Below are 17,999 nucleotides of genomic sequence, written 5' to 3'. Positions count from 1 at the left end.
GGGTGAGTGGTCGGCGCCGGCCCGGCCGGAGCGTTCCCGCCGGGCCGGGCTCACCACCAGGACGAGTCCAGCCGGCCCTCGATCGCCCGCAGGTTCTCCCGGGAACAGGTGTCGCAGAAGTACTGACGGACGCCGTTCTCCACGGAACAGGTCCAGGTGACCGACGGGGTGCCGTCGGCGGGGGCGCCGCAGCGTGCGCAGACGAGAGTGCGGCGTCTCGCCGTGGAGCCGCCCTGGTCACTGTCTCCGGGAAGACTCGTCATGGGGCGACGATAGCCCCGCGACCGGCGGATCCCCACGCGCAACGCCCCGCGGGGGCCGGTCCGTTCGCTCGGACCGGCCCCCGCGGGGAGGACATCGCCTCCCTGCGCCGGGAGGCCACTGCTTCTCGGGTGTGCGTATTACTGCATGCGGGTTCGTATTACTGCATGACAGCCATGGCGAGCGCACGGCGGGCGCGCATCGAGGCGCGCTCGGCCCGGCGCTGCATCCGCTGAGCCACCGCCAGGCGCATGGCCCGGCGTTCGTGCTCGGCTTCGTGCCGTCGCTCGTGCATATGCGCACGAGCCAGGGCTTCTTGCATGAGTTGCATCTCTCGGTTCCTGTTCTGTCGCGCTTCGGTAGCGCCGGTGGTGGTGAAGTCTGAGGTCGCGGAGCCTGCGGGCTCGCTGGTGGACGGCTTCATCGGGGCCTGCTTCTTGGGGTCGTGCGTGAGGGGGCGGTCGATTGTTCCTGCGATGTTCATGCTGTGACCGGGTTCTTACGCGGGCGGCCACGCGGCCGCTTCCGGGCGACGACGACACCCTGGACGAAGAGCTCGCCGCCCCAGACGCCCCAGGGCTCACGCCGCTCCTTGGCGCCGGCGAGGCAGGCCTCGACCAGGGGGCAGGTACGGCAGAGGGACTTGGCGTACTCCACGTCCGCGGGCGACTCGGCGAAGAAGACCTCCGGGTCGTAGGAGCGGCACGGGACGGGTACGCCGAGGTTCTCGATGGCGTCGTCGAGCGCGGTGAGCGCGGTGAGGGGGATCAAGGTGGAGTCCTCCGTGAGGCCGGGCGGGGGGAACGTCTGTGAAGGCGGTACGGACGGGGCGTGCGCTTCGAGTTGCACGGTTTGTTTTCCTCGTCTGGTCGTTCCGGCCGGTTGACCGGGTGTCGGCTTGGTACCGGGTTCTTTTCTTGTCCCGAAGCCCCTTCGCTCCGTCACCCCGTTCGGGGCAAACAAAAGGGCCGCGGATCCCGGGTGGGGTTCCGCGGCCCTGAAGGCGCCTGCCTGATCGGCGATCAGGCTGGATCACTCCAGGGTTCTGGCCCACGGAAGGCCCACATCAGGTGGTGCTGCGTCGCCTGCTTCCGGAATCCGGCACCGGCCGCCGCAAAGGCATAGGCGTGCGCCTGTGCCGTTACCGCTTCCAGTGCCTTGGTCGGTCGCTCATTGCGCTCACGGACCGGAAGACCCGCGAGAGACAGGGAGGACGCCGGACGGACGGCACGAATGCCGGACAGACCGGTGCCCTGGTTCGAGGCGCCGAGCAGGCACGTGGAGACGGTCGAGCGATCGGTCAGTTTGGCCGCGCTGATGGTGCTGAAGTTGATGCTGATCACAGGACTCGCCTCCTCTCGGCGTCTCAGGGACTGGGATGAACCAGCCCACTCGGGTATGCAAGTACAACACGAAACCGCGGTCTTTTAGAAGGCCGCTGCTTCCGTGCCTAGAACCTATGGGGATTGCCGGGGCATGCGCAAACTATTTTTCCGACGAGTTCGCATCAGTCGCTTCCGCCGCCCTCACCAGCCACCTGGCCTGCGCAGATGGCCAGAACATCGGCCCCGTAGCTGCGCAGCTTGCGGCTGAGGACACCGGGGATGCGGGAGAGTTCGGCGGGGCTCTCCGGCTGCGCCTCGGCGATGGCGATCAGGGTCCGGTCGGTGAACACGCAGAAGTCCGGCTGCCCGCTGCGCTCGGCCTGGACCGCCCGCCACTCGCGGAGCCGCTCGTAGAGCCCCTCGTCCATGTCCGAGGGGCAGTCCTCGCAGCGCATCAGCTTCATCTCGCCCGCCTCGGTCAGCGTGCGCCCGCACACCCGGCAGCGGGCCGGGGTGCGCTGGGTGCGTCGGGGGACGGCGACGCTCACCCCGGCCACCCCGCGCTCCACGCCCGCGCCCGCACCGGTGCCGGTGGGGCCGGCGGTGACGGCGGTACCGGGGCGCAGACCGTCCAGGAAACGGCTGGGGCGGCGGTTGGGACGGCCCCCCGGTGAGCGGGACAGGGCCCAGGAGACGTGGAGCCGCTCCCGGGCCCGGGTCACACCGACGTAGAGAAGCCGGCGCTCTTCCTCGATCTGCTCGTCCGTCCGGGCGTAGGTGATCGGCAGCATGCCCTCGGCGACGCCGACCAGGAAGACGGCGTCCCATTCCAGGCCCTTGGCGGCATGCAGCGAGGCGAGGGTGACGCCCTGGACGGTGGGGGCGTGCTGGGCGGCCACCCGCTCGTCCCACTCCGTCACGAAGTCGCCGAGGGTGGCGCCGGGCTTGGCGGCGGCGAGGTCCTGGGCGAGGTTGACCAGCGCGGCGAGCGATTCCCAGCGCTCTCGGACGGCGCCGGAACCGGCCGGGGGCTGGGCGCTCCAGCCCTCACCCGAGAGCACCGCGCGCACCTGCGAGGGCAGGTCCACGATGTCGTCGAGCAGGGAGTCGTTGCCGCCGAAGCGGGCAGCGGCGCGCAGGGCGGCCCCGGCCTTGCGCACCTCGGGCCGGTCGAAGAAGCGCTCGGCACCGCGCAACTGGTAGGGCACACCGGCGTCGCCGAGGGCCTGTTCGTAGGTCCCGGACTGGGCGTTGGTGCGGAACAGGACGGCGATCTCGGCGGCCGGGACGCCCGCGTCGATCAGCTCCCGGATGCGGCGGGCGGCACCCTCGGCCTCGGCCGGCTCGTCGGTGTACTCCATGTACAGGGCTTCGGGTCCCGCAGCGCGCTGGGAGACCAGTTCCAGCCGGTGGTCGGCGGCACGGCCCCGGGCCTGGGCGAGCAGCCCGTTGGCCAGGCGGACGACCTGGGGGGTGGAGCGGTAGTCACGGACCAGCTTCACGACGGTGGCCCCGGGGTGCCGGGCACGGAAGTCGAGCAGATGGTCTGGCGTTGCTCCTGTGAACGAGTAGATGGTCTGGCTGGCGTCACCGACGACGCACAGGCTGTCGCGGTCGCCGAGCCACAGGTCCAGCAGTCGCTGCTGGAGGGGGCTGACGTCCTGGTACTCGTCGACGACGAAGTGCTGATATTGCGAGCGGACCTGGTCGGCGATGTCGCCTCGGTCCTGGAGGACGGCGACGGTCAGGAGCAGGACATCCTCGAAGTCGATCACCGCGCGGTCCCGCTTGAGGTCCTCGTAGGCGGCGTAGAGATGGGCGATCTCGGCGGGGTCGCGTGGTGCCTCGCGGCCGGCCTTCACAGCCGCGTACGGATAGTCGGCGGGGACGGTCTGGGTGACCTTGGCCCATTCGATCTCGGCGGTGACGTCCCGCAGCTCGCCCCGGTCGAGCCTGGTGCCGCAGGCGGCCGCCGCGTCGGCGACGAGCTGGACCTTGCGGTCGATGAGCCGGGGCATGCCGCCACCGATCGCTTTCGGCCAGAAGTACTGCAGCTGGCGCAGGGCGGCGGAGTGGAAGGTCCTGGCCTGGACGCCCTGGGCGCCGAGCTGGCGCAGCCGGCCGCGCATCTCTCCGGCCGCACGGTTGGTGAAGGTGACGGCGAGCACGCTGGAGGGCTGCAGGATCCCGGCGCGCACCCCGTAGGCGATGCGGTGGGTGATCGCCCGCGTCTTGCCCGTCCCCGCTCCGGCCAGCACGCACACCGGCCCGCGCAGGGCGGTGGCCACCTCGCGCTGCTCGGGATCGAGCCCTTCGAGCACCGCGTCGGCAGAGTCCGGTACCTGCGGGAAGAGAGGGGAGTGCGTTGCTGCTGTCACACCGCCATGCTGCCAGGTCGCCGGAGACCGCTGTGCCGGTTGTCCACAGGCGGGCCCCCGCGGTCGTATTAATGCGGCAGGAGTCACAGCGGGGGTGCGTTCCGGGGCGGGGAATGGCGGGCCGATCGCTTACGTTCTTGTGCTGGACGACTTTCCGAGCTGCCTGAGGAGCGCGAGACATGCAGGGCACCGTGACGATGTACAGCACGACTTGGTGCGGGTACTGCCGGCGGCTGAAGAGCCAGATGGAGCGGGAGGGCATCGCCTACACCGAGATCAACATCGAGCAGGACCCCGAGTCCGCCGCGTTCGTGGAGAAGGCGAACGGCGGAAACCAGACGGTCCCGACCGTGCTCTTCACCGACGGCAGCACGCTGACCAACCCGTCGCTGGCCCAGGTGAAGCAGAAGCTTGCCGCGTGACGCTCCGCGGGCTTGCGCGGTGAGGACAACAGTGGGGTGGCCCTGAACGTTCAGGGCCACCCCACTGCGTTACGCGCGCACACCCGGCTCGCGGGCACACCGCAGCCGCTGATCAGCCGGTCCGGCAAGGCTCCGGTGAGCGGTCCACGCCGGTGACCGTCTCCGCGCGGGCCGCGAGCTTCCGGCCACCCGTGGCCCTCAGACGAAGCTGCGGGTGGGCAGTGGCTTTCCGTACCACATCTCGATCAGGCGGGCCGCGATGGAGATGCCGTAGGGCGGCAGCACCTCGCCGGACTCGAAGGCCTCGTGGAGCTGCTCACGGGAGAACCAGCGGGCCTCGTGGATCTCGTCGCCGTCGACGTCGATCTCGGTCGTCGTCGCGCGGGCCATGAAGCCCAGCATCAGGCTGGACGGGAACGGCCAGGGCTGGCTGGCGACGTACTCCACGGGGCCGACGGTGACGCCGACCTCCTCGCACACCTCGCGGCGCACCGCCTGCTCGATGGACTCGCCCGGCTCGACGAATCCGGCGAGCGTGGAGAAGCGGCCCTCGGGCCAGTGGACCTGGCGGCCGAGCAGGATGCGGTCGTCGGCGTCGGTCACCGCCATGATCACGGCCGGGTCGGTGCGCGGGTAGTGCTCGGCGCCGCAGGCCGGGCAGCGGCGGATGTGGCCGGCGGCCGCGATGACCGTGCGCTCACCGCAGCGGGAGCAGAAGCGGTGGGTGCGCTGCCAGTTCTCCAGGCCCACGGCATGCACCATGAGCCCGGTGTCGCGCGGTGACAGCAGCAGGCCCGCCTCGCGCAGGCCCGCCGGGCGGGCGGACTGGTCGATACGGCCGGGCAGCGCGTCCTTCTGGAGCGCGAAGTAGCTGACGCCGTCCTCGTCGGTGCCGAGGAAGTAGCGGTGCGCCTCGGTGAGCGGGGCCTCGAAGGACGGGGTCATGACGAGTTCCGTCCGGCCCTCCGGGGTCTCGTCGATGAGTACCTGGCCGCCGGAGACGACGAAGCAGCGGGTCGTGGGGTGGCTCCACGCCGCCGCGAGCCAGGCCTCGTCCAGCCGGTGGTGGGCGGCGCGGTCGATGCCGCTCGGGGCGGTCAGCGAGATGGGTCGGTCTGCTGTGTCGTCGGTCCAGGTGGTCACGGGTGGTTCCAACTCCCCCAGTGCAGCGGTTCGTATCGGCGATCGGTTCGGCAGGGCGTAAGGCGGCAGGGCACCGGTCCGAGCGGCGGCGGGCCGGCGGTGGGCGTTCGGGGCGGTCCCTCCAGTGTGCCCCGCGCGCGGTGCCCCTCCGTACGGCGCCGGCCCTCAGGGCGTGGGACGCCAGGTGTCGGCCAGCTCGCCCCACAGGTAGGCGCTGGTCTCGACGCCCTTGAGAAGGAGATCGAGTTCCACCTTCTCGTTCGGGGCGTGCCAGCCGTCGGAGGGGACGGAGATGCCCAGGAAGAGCACGGGGGCGCCGAGCACGTCCTGGAGGTCGGCGGCGGGACCGGAACCGCCCTCACGGGTGAAGAGGACCGGTTTCCCGAAGGCGCGGCCCATGGCGCGGACGACGGACCGCAGCGCCGGATGGTCGAGCGGGGTGAGGCACGGGCGGGTGGCGGAGGCGAACTCGATCTCGTACCGCACGCCGGCGGGCACCTGGTCGGCGGTCCAGGCGCGGACGACCTTCTCGATGTGGGCGGGGTCCTGGCCGGCGACCAGCCGGAAGGACAGTTTCACCATCGCCGAGGACGGGATGATCGTCTTGCTGCCGGGGCCCTGGTAGCCGCCGCCGATGCCGTTGACCTCGGCGGTCGGGCGGGCCCAGATGCGCTCCAGGGTGGTGTGCCCGGCCTCGCCCTGGGTGGCGTGCGACTTGGCGGTGCGCAGCCAGCGCTCCTCGTCGAAGGGCAGCTCGGCGAACAGCTCGCGCTCGCGGTCGGTGAGCTCGACGACACCGTCGTAGAAGCCGGGGACCGCCACGCGCGCGTGCTCGTCGTGCAGCGCGGCGACCAGGCGGGCGGCGGCGGTGGCGGGGTTGGGCACGGCGCCGCCGAACGATCCGGAGTGGATGTCCTGGGCGGGGCCGTACAGACGGATCTCGCACTCGGCGAGGCCGCGCATACCGGTGCACACGGTCGGGGTGTCCTCGGACCACATGCCGGTGTCGGAGACGATCACGGCGTCCGCGGCGAGCCGTCCCGCGCGCTCTTCCACGAGGGCGCGGAAGTGGGGCGAGCCGGACTCCTCCTCCCCCTCGACGAGCAACTTCAGATGGACCGCGGGGGCGGTGCGGCCGGTGGCGGCGAGGTGGGCGCGGACGCCGAGTGTGTGGAAGAACACCTGGCCCTTGTCGTCGGCCGCCCCGCGCGCGTAGAGCCGGTTGCCCCGGACGACCGGCTCGAAGGGCTCGCTGTCCCAGCCGTCCTCGCGGGCGGCGGGCTGTACGTCGTGGTGGCCGTAGACGAGGACGGTGGGCGCCTCGGGGTCGTCCGCGGGCCACTCGGCGTAGACGGCCGGGGCGCCAGCGGTCGGCCAGACCTCGGCGGTCGGGAAGCCGGTCTCCCGGAGCTTCCCGGCGAGCCAGTCGGCGCTGCGCCGTACATCGGGCGCGTGGTCGGGCTGTGCCGACACGGAGGGGATGCGCAGCCACGCGGTGAGGTCGTCGAGGAAGGCGGCGCGGTGCTGCTCGATGTACGAACGGACGGCGTTGTCCGGGGTCTGGCTCATGCTCACGAGCCTATCCGTCCGCGCCGACATCCTCGGCGGCGGTTCGTCACATACGGGTTGTCGCGCACGCCACTCTCAGGTGACCTCCCGGGCCCTGTCCGGCTCGTCCGTGAGCAGCCTCTCCAGGGCCTCCCGGTCCGGCAGGCCTTCGGGGCGCACGACCTCGCCGCTGCGCACGTACACGAAGGCGGCGGTGACCGATTCAGGCGATATGCCCTGTTGTTCGGCCCAGCCCAGCCGGTACACGGCGAGCTGGAGGGGGTCGGCGGCGTGGGTGCGGCTGGTCTTCCAGTCGACGATCTCGTACGTCGTCCCGTCGCCGTCGCCGGTCTTGTACACGGCGTCGATCCGGCCCCGTACCACGCGGCCGGCGAGGGTGAGCTGGACGGGAACCTCGACGCGGTAGGGGGTGCGCCGGGCGTACTCGGTGCGTTCGAAGGCCTCCTTCAGTGCCTCCAGGTCGCGTTCGTCGGCGATCTCGGCGTCGCCGCCGGGCAGGTCGTCCGGTTCGAGCAGGGGCAGGGTCAGTTCCTCGAAGCGTGCCTCGACCCAGGCGTGGAACCGGGTGCCCCGCCGTGCGGCGGGTTGCGGTGGGCGCGGCATGGGGCGCGCTAGTTCTCGCGCGAGCCCGTCCGGATCCTCGACCAGTCGCAGCAGCTGCGTCGCGCTGAGCGTGGCGGGCAGCACCACGTCCGTGACGGTCCGCCGGGCGCGCAGCAGCTCGCCGGTGAGCGCGTCGAGGTCACGGTCCCAGGACGCGATGGCGCGGCTCTCCTCCGGGGTGAGGTCGGTATGGGGCGATCGCGGTGCGGCGGGCCGGGGGGCGTCCGGCGGTACGGCGGACTGGTGCGGGACCGTCGGCCGGGCGGTACCTCGAGCGTCCCCCTCGTACGGGCTCTCCTCGTCGAAGGGATCCTCGTCGAAGGGATCCTCTTCGTAGGGATCCTCTTCGTAGGGGAGGTCGTCCTCGTACGGCTCCTCGCCGTAGGGGTCTTCGTCCGGTGGTGCGGGCCAGTCGGGGTCGTCGACGGCGGCGGGGTCGGGGGTGGCCGGCTGGCGGGCGGCGTCCCGGGCGGCGAGGGTCTCCAGGTGTGCGAGGACGGTGTCGGCGGCCGCGCGGCGGCGGGCCAGGGCGCTGTCGTCCAGCGGGAGCGGCCACACGTGATCGGTGGCGGCCGTGTGCAGGGCCGGGTTCTCCTCGTCCTCGGCGGGCTCGTCGGCCCAGGCCTCGATCTCGCCGTGCCCGGCGGCGCAGTGGTCGTACAGGGCCTGGAGGAAGTCGGAGGGTCCGCGCGGCTTCTTCTGGCTGGGGCCCCACCAGTGGCCGGAGCCGAGCAGGAGGGAGCGGGGGCGGGTGAAGGTGACGTAGCCGAGGCGGAGTTCCTCGGTGTGCTGGTGGTCCTTCATGGCCTCGTGGAAGGCCTTCATGCCGCGTGAGTCCCAGGAGTCGATGTCCGGGAGGGTGTCGGTGTCCCCGCGCAGGGCGTGCGGCAGGACCTTGGCCTGCGCGGTCCATTTCTCGCGGCCCTGTGCGCTCGGGAAGGTGCCGCGGACGAGTCCGGGGACGGCCACGACGTCCCACTCCAGGCCCTTGGACTTGTGGGCGGTGAGCACCTTGACGGTGTTCTCGCCGCCGGGCAGGGCGTTGTCGAGACCCTTCTCGTACTGGGCGGCGGTGCGCAGGAAGCCCAGGAAGGCCAGCAGGGTGGCCTCGCCGTCGCTCGCGGCGAAGGACGCGGCGACGTCGAGGAAGTTGGACAGCGTCTCGCGGCGGCGGGCGGCCAGGGCGTGCGGGGACGCCGACAGTTCCACCTCCAGGCCGGTGACCGCGAGGACGCGGTGCAGGACGTCCATCAGCGGGTCGGACAGCGAGCGGCGCAGGTCGCGCAGTTCGGCGGCGAGGCGGGCGAACCGTACACGCGCGTCGGGGGAGAACGGCAGCCCGTCGTCGGCGTCTTCCCCGAAGTCCCCCGCCGGCGGGGATTCCAGGAACGTGTCGAGGGCGTCCGCGAGCGATATCACCTCGGACGGGTCGACTCCCTCGACGGCCGCCGCGAGCCGGCGGTCGGGGTCGTCGGTGTCGCCCACGCGCGCGTGGGCGACCAGCAGACGGGCGCGGCGGCCGAGGAGGGCGAGGTCGCGGGGGCCGATGCGCCAGCGCGGTCCGGTCAGCAGCCGTACCAGGGAGGCGTTGGCGCCCGGGTCTTGCAGGACCTCGCAGACGGCGACGAGGTCGGCGACCTCCGGCAGGTGCAGCAGCCCGGACAGGCCGACCACCTCGACGGGGACGTCACGGGCCACCAGGGCGCCCTGGATCTCGGCGAAGTCGGTCGCGGTGCGGCACAGTACGGCGATCTCGCCGGGGGCGGTGCCGGTGCGTACGAGGTGGGCGAGGGAGTCCGCGATCCAGTCGATCTCCTCGGCGTGGGTCGGCAGCAGGGCGCAGCGGACCTTGCCGTCGTGTTCGGCGCCGGGGGCCGGGCGGAGGGCCTCCACGCCCGCGTGCATGGCCCGCAGCGGCTCGGCCAGGCCGTTGGCGAGGTCGAGGAGGCGGCCGCCGCTGCGACGGTTCTCGCTGAGTGCCTGCCGAGCGGCGGGCCGGCCGTCGGCGTGGGCGAAGTGCGTGGGGAAGTCGTCCAGGTTGGCCACGGAGGCGCCGCGCCAGCCGTAGATGGCCTGGCAGGGGTCGCCGACGGCGGTCACGGGGTGGCCGGTGCCGTCGCCGAACAGGCCGGCGAGCAGCACGCGCTGGGCGACGGAGGTGTCCTGGTACTCGTCCAGGAGCACCACGCGGAACTCCTCGCGCAGCACTCGCCCCACCTCCGGGATGCGGGCGAGCCGGGCGGACAGGGCGATCTGGTCGCCGAAGTCGAGCAGATCCCGTTCGCGTTTGGCGGTCCGGTAGCGCTGGACGAGTCCGGCGAGTTCACGGCGGGCCCCGGCCGTCTCGGGGACCTTGCGCAGATCGGCGTTGGTGAGCTTGGCGCCCTCCAGGGTGCGCAGCAGACCGGTGTCCCAGGCGGTCAGTTCCTCGGGGGCGACCAGGTGCTCGGCGAGTTCGGAGTCGAGGGCGAGCAGATCGCTGACGAGGTCGGCGAAGGAGCGGGTGAGCGCCGGGTAGGGGCCGGGCGCCTCGCGCAGCACGCGTGCGGCGAGCTGGTAGCGGGTGGCGTCCGCCAGCAGCCGCGAGGTGGGCTCGAGGCCCAGGCGCAGGCCGTGGTCGGTCAGCAGCCGGCCAGCGAAGGCGTGGTACGTCGAGATGACCGGCTCGCCGGGCGGGTTGTCCGGGTCGATGACGTCGGGGTCGGTGACGCCGGCCCTGATCAGTGCCTTGCGGACGCGTTCGGCCAGCTCTCCGGCGGCCTTGTTGGTGAAGGTCAGGCCGAGGACCTGTTCGGGGGCGACCTGCCCGGTGCCGACCAGCCAGACCACGCGGGCGGCCATCACGGTGGTCTTGCCCGACCCGGCTCCGGCCACGATGACCTGCGGGGCGGGCGGCGCCACGATGCAGGCCGTCTGCTCCGGGGTGAACGGGATGCCGAGGAGCTCCTTGAGCTGCTCGGGGTCGGTGATACGGGCGGGCATGTCGCAAGAGGCTAGCGGCGGGGACTGACAGTCGGGGCCGCGTCGACCGGCCGCCCGGGAAGAACCGCAGGTCAGCGGGTGGGGTGCCGTACGTCACCCCGGCCTCGCCGGCCTCTCACTCGACCACGTGGCGTCCCTCGGGGCGTGCGCTGCACGAGGCGCGGAACGCGCAGTGCGCGCAGTGCTGGCCGGCGCTGGGGGTGAACCGTTCGTCGAGGACCTTTCCGGCGGCGTTGGCCAGCAGCTCGCCGACCCACTCCCCCGTCGGCGGCTCCTGTGTCTGCACCTTGGGCAGGCTCTCGCCCCCGTCGCGCTTGGCGGCGCCCTGCCTGAGGTGCACCAGTTCGGCGCCGCCCGGTTCGGGGCGCACGCCGTCGAAGGCCGGGTCGAGGGCGCCCTCGCGGACGGCGAGCTGGTAGACGGCGAGCTGGGGGTGGCGGCCCACCTCGGCGGCGCTGGGTGCCTGCTTGCCGGTCTTGAAGTCGACCACGTAGGCCCGGCCGTCCCCGTCCCTCTCCACGCGGTCCATCTGGCCGCGGACGCGGACCTCGTAGTCGCCCGCTTCGAGGGTGACGTCGAAGTCCTGCTCGCTGGCCACCGGGGTGCGGCCGGTGCGGTTCAGCACGTGCCAGTTCAGGAAGCGTTCGAGCGCCACGCGCGCGTTGGCCTTCTCCTGCTGCGACTTCCAGGGGGCGTCGAAGGCGAGCGCGTTCCACACCGAGTCCAGGCGTTCCATCAGGACGTCGAGGTCGGCCGGGGTACGGCCGGAGGCGACCTCGTCGGCGAGGACGTGGACGACGTTGCCGAAGCCCTGCGCGGTGGTGGCGGGCGCGTCGGCCTTCACCTCGCGGCCCAGGAACCACTGCAGCGCGCAGGTGTTGGCGAGCTGGTCGAGGGCGCTGCCGGAGAGCACCACCGGCTGGTCGCGGTGGCGCAGCGGCACCTTGCTCTCGGTCGGCTCGAACATGCCCCACCAGCGGTAGGGGTGCGCGGAGGGGACCAGGGGGCGGCCGTCCTCGTCGGTGAGCGCGGCGAGCCGGGCCAGGCGGCGGGCGGCGGCCTCGCGCAGGGCGGCGGACGCGCGCGGGTCGACGGTGGTGGCGCGCAGCTCGGCGACGAGCGCGGCGACCGACAGCGGGCGGCGGGGGCGCCCGGTGACGTCCTTCGCCTCGACGCCCAGTTCCGTCAGGAACCGGGAGGGCTGGTCGCCGTCGTCGGCCGGTGCCTTCACAGCGGTGACGACGAGACGCTCACGCGCACGCGTGGCGGCCACGTAGAACAGGCGGCGCTCCTCGGCGAGCAGCGCGCCCGGCGTGAGCGGCTCGGCGAGTCCGTCGCGGCCGATGCGGTCGGCCTCCAGCAGCGAGCCCCGGCGGCGCAGGTCGGGCCACAGCCCCTCCTGGACGCCGGCGACGACGACCAGCCGCCACTCCAGGCCCTTGGCGCGGTGCGCGGTCATCAGGCGGACGGCGTCGGGGCGTACCGCGCGGCGCGTGAGCGTGTCGGCGGCGATGTCCTCGGCCTCGATCTCCGCCAGGAAGTTCAGGGTGCCGCGGCCGCCGGTGCGTTCCTCCGCGCGCGCGGCAGTCGCGAACAGCGCGCACACGGCGTCCAGGTCCCGGTCGGCGTTGCGGCCGGCCGCGCCGCCGCGCCGGGCGGCCCGCTCCAGGCGGGTGGGCCACGGGGTGCCTTCCCACAGGTCCCACAGCGCCTCCTCGGCCGTGCCGCCGCCCGCGAGGCGCTCGCGGGCCTTGCGGAGCAGCGCGCCGAGGCGCTGCGCCCCGCGCGCGTAGGCCGGGTCGTGCACGGCGAGCCGCTCGGGCTCGGCGAGCGCGCGGGCGAGCAGTTCGTCGGACGGGGGCGGCAGCGCGTTGCCGGCGGCCCGCTCCTCCTCGCGCAGGGCCCGGCCGAGCCGGCGCAGATCTGCGGCGTCCATGCCGGCGAGGGGGGAGGCGAGCAGGGCGAGGGCGGTCTCGGTGTCGAGCCAGGGGGTGGCGGCGACCGGCTCCGCGGCATCGTCGGTCGCGGGGCCGTCGGCGGTCGCGGCCGGGTCCTTCTCGCGGAGGTGGGTCTCCGCCGTGGCCACCGCCCGCAGGGCCGACAGCAGCGGGGCCACCGCCGGTTCGTGCCGTAGGGGGAGGTCGTCGCCGTCGATGTGCAGCGGGACGCCGGCCGAGGTCAGGGCGCGGCGCAGGGTGGGCAGGGAGCGGGCTCCGGCGCGGACCAGTACGGCCATGTCGCTCCAGGGGACCTGGTCCTCCAGGTGCGCGCGGCGCAGGATGTCCGCGATGTTGTCCTGTTCGGTGCCGGCCGTCGGGTACGTGTAGACCTCGGCCCGGCCGCCGTCCCGCACGGCGGCCGGCTCGCGGTGGGCGCGCACCCGCTCGGCGGGCAGCCGGGGCAGCGGCATGCGCTGGGTGATCAGACGGGTCGCGGCCAGCAGGGCGGCACCCGAGCGGCGGGAGGTGCGCAGCACCTCGACGGGGGCGGGCCGGCCGTCCGCGCGCGGGAAGGCAGCCGGGAAGTCGAGGATGCCGTTGACGTCGGCGCCCCGGAAGGCGTAGATCGACTGATCCGGGTCGCCGAAGGCGACCAGAGTGCGCCCGCCGCCGGCCAGCGCGTCCAGAAGCCGTACCTGGGCGGGGTCGGTGTCCTGGTACTCGTCGACGTACACGGCGTCATACTGGGCGGCGAGCCGCGCGGCCGTCTCGGGACGGCGGGCGAGCAGGACCGCGCGGTGGACGAGTTCGGCGTAGTCGATCACGCCCTGCAAGTCGAGGACGTCGAGGTATTCGGCGAGGAACGCGGCCGCTGCCCGCCAGTCGGGGCGGCCGATGCGACGCGCGAAGGCGTCAAGGGCGTCGGGTCCGAGACCCAGCTCGCGGCTGCGGGCGAGGACCGCGCGAACCTCGTCGGCGAAGCCACGCGTTGTCAGGCAGGCGCGCAGCTCGTCCGGCCAGCGCACCCGGGTCAGCCCGAGACGCTCCAGCGCGGGCTGACCGGCGAGCAGCTCGCGGACGGCGACGTCCTGCTCCGGGCCGGAGAGCAGGCGCAGCGGCTCGGCGAACCGGTCGCTGTCGTGGTGGGCGCGCACCAGGGCGTAGCAGTACGAGTGGAACGTGGTCGCCCGGGGGGCGCGGGCCGCGCCCATGCGCGCGGCCATGCGGTCGCGCAGGTCGACGGCGGCCTTGCGGCTGAAGGTCAGCACCAGGATCCGCTCCGGGTCACCGCCCCGGGCGATCCGCTCGGCCACAGACTCGACCAGGGTGGTGGTCTTGCCGGTGCCGGGCCCGGCGAGGACGAGCAGCGGCCCGGAGCGGTGGTCGACCACGGCGCGCTGCGCGGCGTCCAGACGTGGCGGTTCCACCCGGGCCGCGGGGGTGCGGACCAGTCGGTAGGCGCCATGGCTCCCCTGCCGTACCACCCGGGGGTGGTGCGGCAGGCGCCTGGTGGAGGAAGAGGAGCTCACGTGCTTGGCGGATCCTGGTGGTTGTGCCGGCGGTCGGGCGGTCGCGCGTGCGAGACGGTGACCGTGGGGTGTGGGGGACACGTGCGGCCGACGCTACGCCGCCACTCCGGATGGAAGTAGACGTTCCGCTTCTTCCCCGGCGACCCTCGCGGCCCCCACGACCCGGTCGGCCCTCCCGGCCCTTACGGCTCTCGAGGCCCTCGTGGGCGTCCCGCCCCGTGCGTCCCTCACCTCACGAACGTACGTCATGCCACGGACGTCCCCTCTGTCCCCCGTACGGACCACAGCCTCTCCCCGGTGGCATCCGATGGCGGAAGCTGTCAGGTGTGACCCTCCGCGTCCGCGCCGCCGTCCCACCGGGCCCGCCGCATGTCGAGCCGCGGCAGATGCCCCTCGGCGCTTCTGCCCGCGTCCTTCAGCGGCGTGCCCTCCGCGCGGTAGTGCCCGAGCGCGCGCAGTTCGTGTCCCGGCAGCAGCACGCCGTCGGCACGCACCACGCGCCACCACGGGACGGCGCCCCCGTAGAGGGCCATCACCCGGCCGACCTGACGCGGACCCCCCTCCGCCAGCCACTCGGCGACGTCGCCGTACGCCATGACCCGCCCGGGCGGGATCCGCTCGGCGACCTCCAGGACCCGCTCGGCGTACTCGGGCAGCGCGCCCGGGTGCTCCTCGTGGGCCTCCTCGGCCTGCCTGTGCTCGCTCATCCACCCCATCCTGCCGCACCCCACCGACATCCGGTCGGCGACCGTGCCCGGCGGTCCCCTCGCCCCGGGACGGCGCTTCCGGCAGACTGTGCGCCCGCGCATCCACACCCTGATGGCCGTGTGTGTCGGTGGGGCATGCCACCATCGTGCGGGCGGTGACCGGTGATACGAGACCGAGAAGAGAAGATGAAGCAGCAGGGCGTGCACCCCGGAGACGCGGCGGGCACCCCCGACGCCGCCGCGCGCCCGGGCACCGCCGGCGCGGGCGAGGCCGACGCGCACCGGGCGGACCCCTCCCCACGCGAGGGGGATCCCGTCAAGACGCGCGAAGGCGACGACGGCTCGCGCGCGCGGCAGGATGGCGGCGGGGCCGACGGATCCGACGGCCGGCAGGGCCGTGAGGACAGCCGCCCGGCCCGAGACGACCAAGGCTCACGCGCGCGTGAGGACGACAACGAGGCAGGCGAGGGGGCGCACGTGCCGGAGAACCAGCCCCCCGGCCGCGGTCCGGGCGCCGACGCCGACCCCCACGCGGAGGAGGTCGAGGGCGACGAACCGCTGCTCCCCGCGCGCGTGCACCGCCCCTCCGACCTCATGCGGCTCCTGGTGGGCCTGCTCGCCATCGTCGTACTGTTCGCGATCGCCGCGTTCGCGCACGGCACCACCTCGGGTCTCGAACAGGACATCAACAAGGGCACCGGCCAGGCACCCGACCTCCTCATCAAGATCGCGGGGCTCGCGTCCAGCATCGCGATCCTTCTGGTCCCGGTCGCCTTCGCGATCGAACGGCTGATCAAACGGGACGGGCTGCGCATCGCCGACGGCGTCCTGGCGGCCGTCCTCGCCCACGGGGTGACCCTCGCCACCGACCTGTGGGTCGCACAGGCCGCCCCGGGTTCGATCCAGGAGGCGCTCACCCAGCCCTCGCCGGGCGACATCCACGCCCTGACCGACCCCGTGCACGGCTATCTGGCGCCGGTCATCGCCTATATGACGGCGGTCGGCATGTCCCGCCGCCCCAGATGGCGCGCGGTGCTGTGGATCGTCCTGCTGCTCGACGCGTTCTCGATGCTCGTCACCGGCTACACCACCCCCTTCTCGATCATCCTGACGGTGCTGATCGGCTGGACCGTCGCCTACGGCACCCTGTACGCGGTCGGCTCCCCCAACGTCCGGCCCACCGGGCAGACCCTGATGGCGGGCCTCAGACACGTCGGCTTCCACCCCGTCAGCGCGGCCCGCGAGGACGCGGGCGAGACGGAGAACGGCGACCGTGGCCGGCGCTACTTCGTCACCCTGGAGGACGGCCCGCCGCTGGACGTCACGGTGGTCGACCGGGAACAGCAGGCGCAGGGCTTCTTCTACCGCGCGTGGCGCAATCTGACCCTGCGGGGCTTCGCCACCCGCTCCAGCCTCCAGTCGCTCCGGCAGGCGCTGGAGCAGGAGGCCCTGCTGGCCTACGCCGCGATCGCGGCGGGCGCCCACGCGCCCAAGCTGATCGCCACCTCCGAACTCGGCCCCGACGCGGTCATGCTCGTCTACGAGCACACCGGTGGACGCACGCTGGACTCGCTGCCCGACGAGGACATCACCGACGAGTTGCTGCGCAACGCCTGGCACCAGGTGCAGGCGCTGCAGTCGCGCCGCATCGCGCACCGCAGACTGGCCGGGGACGCGATCCTGGTGGATCGTTCCGGCAAGGTGATCCTCGCCGAGCTGCGCGGCGGTGAGATCGCGGCCGGTGATCTGCTGCTGCGCATGGACATCGCCCAGCTGGTCAGCACGCTCGCCCTGCGGGTCGGCGCCGAACGCGCGGTGGCCTCGGCGGTCGGAGTGCTCGGCCCCGACGCGGTCGCCGACTGTCTGCCGATGCTCCAGCCGATCGCGCTGACGCGCTCCACGCGCGCGACGCTGCGCCGGCTGGGGCGGGAACGAGCCCAGCGGGAACGCGAGGCCCTGCTGGAGGCCTCCCGCCAGGCCAAGCAGGCCCGGCTGGAGGAGGCGGCCGAGACGGCACCGGCCGACCTCGAGAAGCCGGACAAGAAAGCGGTCCGCGCCGAGCAGCGCGCGGAGCGACGGGCGATCGACCAAGCCCTCGAAGAGGCCCGTGAGGAGGCCCGCGAGGAAGACCTGCTCACCCAGATCCGGCACCAGGTGCTGCGGATCAGACCGCAGGCTCCCGTGGAACCGGCCCGGCTGGAGCGGGTGCGGCCACGCACGCTCATAAGCTTCATCGCGGGCGCGATCGGCGCGTACTACCTGCTGACGCAGCTCACCCACATCCAGTTCGGCACGCTGTTCGCGCAGGCACAGTGGGGCTGGGTGGCGGCCGCGGTGCTGTTCTCCGCGCTCAGCTACGTGGCCGCGGCGATGGCGCTGCTGGGCTTCGTACCGGAACGCGTTCCCTTCCTGAGGACGGTGGCGGCGCAGGTCGCGGGCTCGTTCGTGAAGATCGTGGCGCCGCCCGCCGTCGGTGGCGTCGCCCTCAACACCCGCTTCCTGCAGCGCACCGGCGTGCGCCCGGGGCTCGCGGTGGCGAGTGTCGGCGCCTCCCAGCTGTTCGGGCTCGGTTGCCACATCCTGATGCTGCTGTCCTTCGGCTATCTGACCGGTACCGAGAAGACTCCGTCCCTGTCGCCGTCCCGTACGGTCATCGCGGGCCTGCTGACCGTGGCGGTGCTGGTCCTCGTGGTGACCTCGGTGCCGTTCCTGCGGAAATTCGTCGTCACGCGCGTGCGGTCGCTGTTCGCCGGTGTCGTACCGCGCATGCTCGACGTGCTCCAGCGGCCGCAGAAACTCGTCACCGGCATCGGCGGCATGCTCCTGCTGACCGCGTGCTTCGTGATGTGCCTGGACGCCTCCGTCCGCGCGTTCGGCGACGGCTCGACATCGCTGAGCATCGCCAGCGTCGCGGTCGTCTTCCTCGCCGGCAACGCGCTCGGCTCGGCGGCGCCCACCCCGGGCGGTGTGGGCGCGGTGGAGGCGAGCCTTACGCTCGGTCTGATCGCCTTCGGCCTGCCCAAGGAGGTCGCCGCCCCGGCCGTCCTGCTGTTCCGGCTGCTGACCCTGTGGCTGCCGGTGCTGCCGGGCTGGCTGGCCTTCAACCAGCTGACCCGCAAGGGAGCCCTCTAGGGCCGAGT

At 73.1% G+C, this 17,999-nt stretch carries 12 protein-coding genes; 2 read left to right on the top strand and 10 right to left on the bottom strand.

The genetic code is table 11. The features are described 5' to 3' along the window. Nucleotides 1–50: 50 nt before the first annotated feature. From ACIBA9_RS11185 to ACIBA9_RS11165, 5 genes are all read right to left on the bottom strand, one after another. On the bottom strand, nt 51–263 hold the full coding sequence (locus ACIBA9_RS11185; RefSeq protein WP_362160306.1) for a hypothetical protein: 213 nt from the start codon (nt 261–263) through the stop codon (nt 51–53). Between the two features lie 158 nt (nt 264–421). After that, nucleotides 422–745, bottom strand: a complete 324-nt coding sequence (locus tag ACIBA9_RS11180) for a hypothetical protein (RefSeq protein WP_362160304.1) — start codon at nt 743–745, stop codon at nt 422–424. Further along, nucleotides 742–1,110 (bottom strand): WhiB family transcriptional regulator, encoded by a 369-nt coding sequence (locus ACIBA9_RS11175; RefSeq protein ID WP_393900953.1) that lies wholly within the window; start codon nt 1,108–1,110, stop codon nt 742–744. Before ACIBA9_RS11175 ends, ACIBA9_RS11180 begins: the two co-directional genes overlap by 4 nt. A 173-nt stretch (nt 1,111–1,283) precedes the next feature. Next, nucleotides 1,284–1,604, bottom strand: a complete 321-nt coding sequence (locus tag ACIBA9_RS11170; RefSeq protein WP_393900954.1) for a hypothetical protein — start codon at nt 1,602–1,604, stop codon at nt 1,284–1,286. Between the two features lie 164 nt (nt 1,605–1,768). Then, complete coding sequence (locus ACIBA9_RS11165; protein ID WP_399361790.1) at nt 1,769–3,964, bottom strand: ATP-dependent DNA helicase UvrD2; 2,196 nt, start codon at nt 3,962–3,964, stop codon at nt 1,769–1,771. Between the two features lie 179 nt (nt 3,965–4,143). Here ACIBA9_RS11165 and ACIBA9_RS11160 point away from each other — a divergent pair, with 179 nt between their 5' ends. Beyond that, nucleotides 4,144–4,386, top strand: coding sequence for a mycoredoxin (locus tag ACIBA9_RS11160; protein WP_362160295.1), 243 nt, complete (start codon nt 4,144–4,146; stop codon nt 4,384–4,386). A gap of 198 nt (nt 4,387–4,584) precedes the next feature. On the opposite strand, the gene nudC is transcribed toward ACIBA9_RS11160, so the two are convergent. The 5 genes from nudC to ACIBA9_RS11135 all read right to left on the bottom strand — a co-directional run bounded on the left by nudC (nt 4,585) and on the right by ACIBA9_RS11135 (nt 14,859). Then, a complete protein-coding gene (gene nudC, locus ACIBA9_RS11155; protein WP_362160292.1) occupies nt 4,585–5,529 on the bottom strand; it encodes an NAD(+) diphosphatase in 945 nt (314 codons plus the stop codon). Nucleotides 5,530–5,694: 165 nt separating this feature from the next. After that, a complete protein-coding gene (locus ACIBA9_RS11150) occupies nt 5,695–7,098 on the bottom strand; it encodes a dipeptidase (protein ID WP_399361787.1) in 1,404 nt (467 codons plus the stop codon). Between the two features lie 75 nt (nt 7,099–7,173). Continuing rightward, complete coding sequence (locus tag ACIBA9_RS11145) at nt 7,174–10,683, bottom strand: ATP-dependent helicase (RefSeq protein WP_399361785.1); 3,510 nt, start codon at nt 10,681–10,683, stop codon at nt 7,174–7,176. 115 nt (nt 10,684–10,798) lie between these two features. Continuing rightward, a complete protein-coding gene (locus tag ACIBA9_RS11140; protein WP_399361783.1) occupies nt 10,799–14,152 on the bottom strand; it encodes an ATP-dependent helicase in 3,354 nt (1,117 codons plus the stop codon). 320 nt (nt 14,153–14,472) lie between these two features. Beyond that, nucleotides 14,473–14,859 (bottom strand): MGMT family protein, encoded by a 387-nt coding sequence (locus ACIBA9_RS11135; protein WP_399361781.1) that lies wholly within the window; start codon nt 14,857–14,859, stop codon nt 14,473–14,475. 186 nt (nt 14,860–15,045) lie between these two features. On the opposite strand from ACIBA9_RS11135, the gene ACIBA9_RS11130 reads away from it, so the two are divergent. Then, nucleotides 15,046–17,991, top strand: coding sequence for a lysylphosphatidylglycerol synthase domain-containing protein (locus ACIBA9_RS11130; RefSeq protein ID WP_399361779.1), 2,946 nt, complete (start codon nt 15,046–15,048; stop codon nt 17,989–17,991). The last annotated feature ends 8 nt before the right edge of the window (nt 17,992–17,999 follow it).

The organism is Streptomyces sp. NPDC051452 (assembly GCF_044454765.1).
In the GTDB taxonomy this organism is placed as follows: Bacteria; Actinomycetota; Actinomycetes; order Streptomycetales; family Streptomycetaceae; genus Streptomyces.
Note: the sequence above shows the minus strand (reverse complement) of the source record. Positions and strands in the feature narration are given on the sequence as shown.

Coding starts and splice junctions, on each gene's coding strand:
- ACIBA9_RS11150 (WP_399361787.1), bottom strand. CDS start 7,098: ATGAGCCAGACCCCGGACAACGCCGTCCGTTCGTACATCGAGCAGCAC.
- ACIBA9_RS11130 (WP_399361779.1), top strand. CDS start 15,046: ATGAAGCAGCAGGGCGTGCACCCCGGAGACGCGGCGGGCACCCCCGAC.
- ACIBA9_RS11145 (WP_399361785.1), bottom strand. CDS start 10,683: ATGCCCGCCCGTATCACCGACCCCGAGCAGCTCAAGGAGCTCCTCGGC.
- ACIBA9_RS11135 (WP_399361781.1), bottom strand. CDS start 14,859: ATGAGCGAGCACAGGCAGGCCGAGGAGGCCCACGAGGAGCACCCGGGC.
- ACIBA9_RS11180 (WP_362160304.1), bottom strand. CDS start 745: ATGAACATCGCAGGAACAATCGACCGCCCCCTCACGCACGACCCCAAG.
- ACIBA9_RS11160 (WP_362160295.1), top strand. CDS start 4,144: ATGCAGGGCACCGTGACGATGTACAGCACGACTTGGTGCGGGTACTGC.
- ACIBA9_RS11185 (WP_362160306.1), bottom strand. CDS start 263: ATGACGAGTCTTCCCGGAGACAGTGACCAGGGCGGCTCCACGGCGAGA.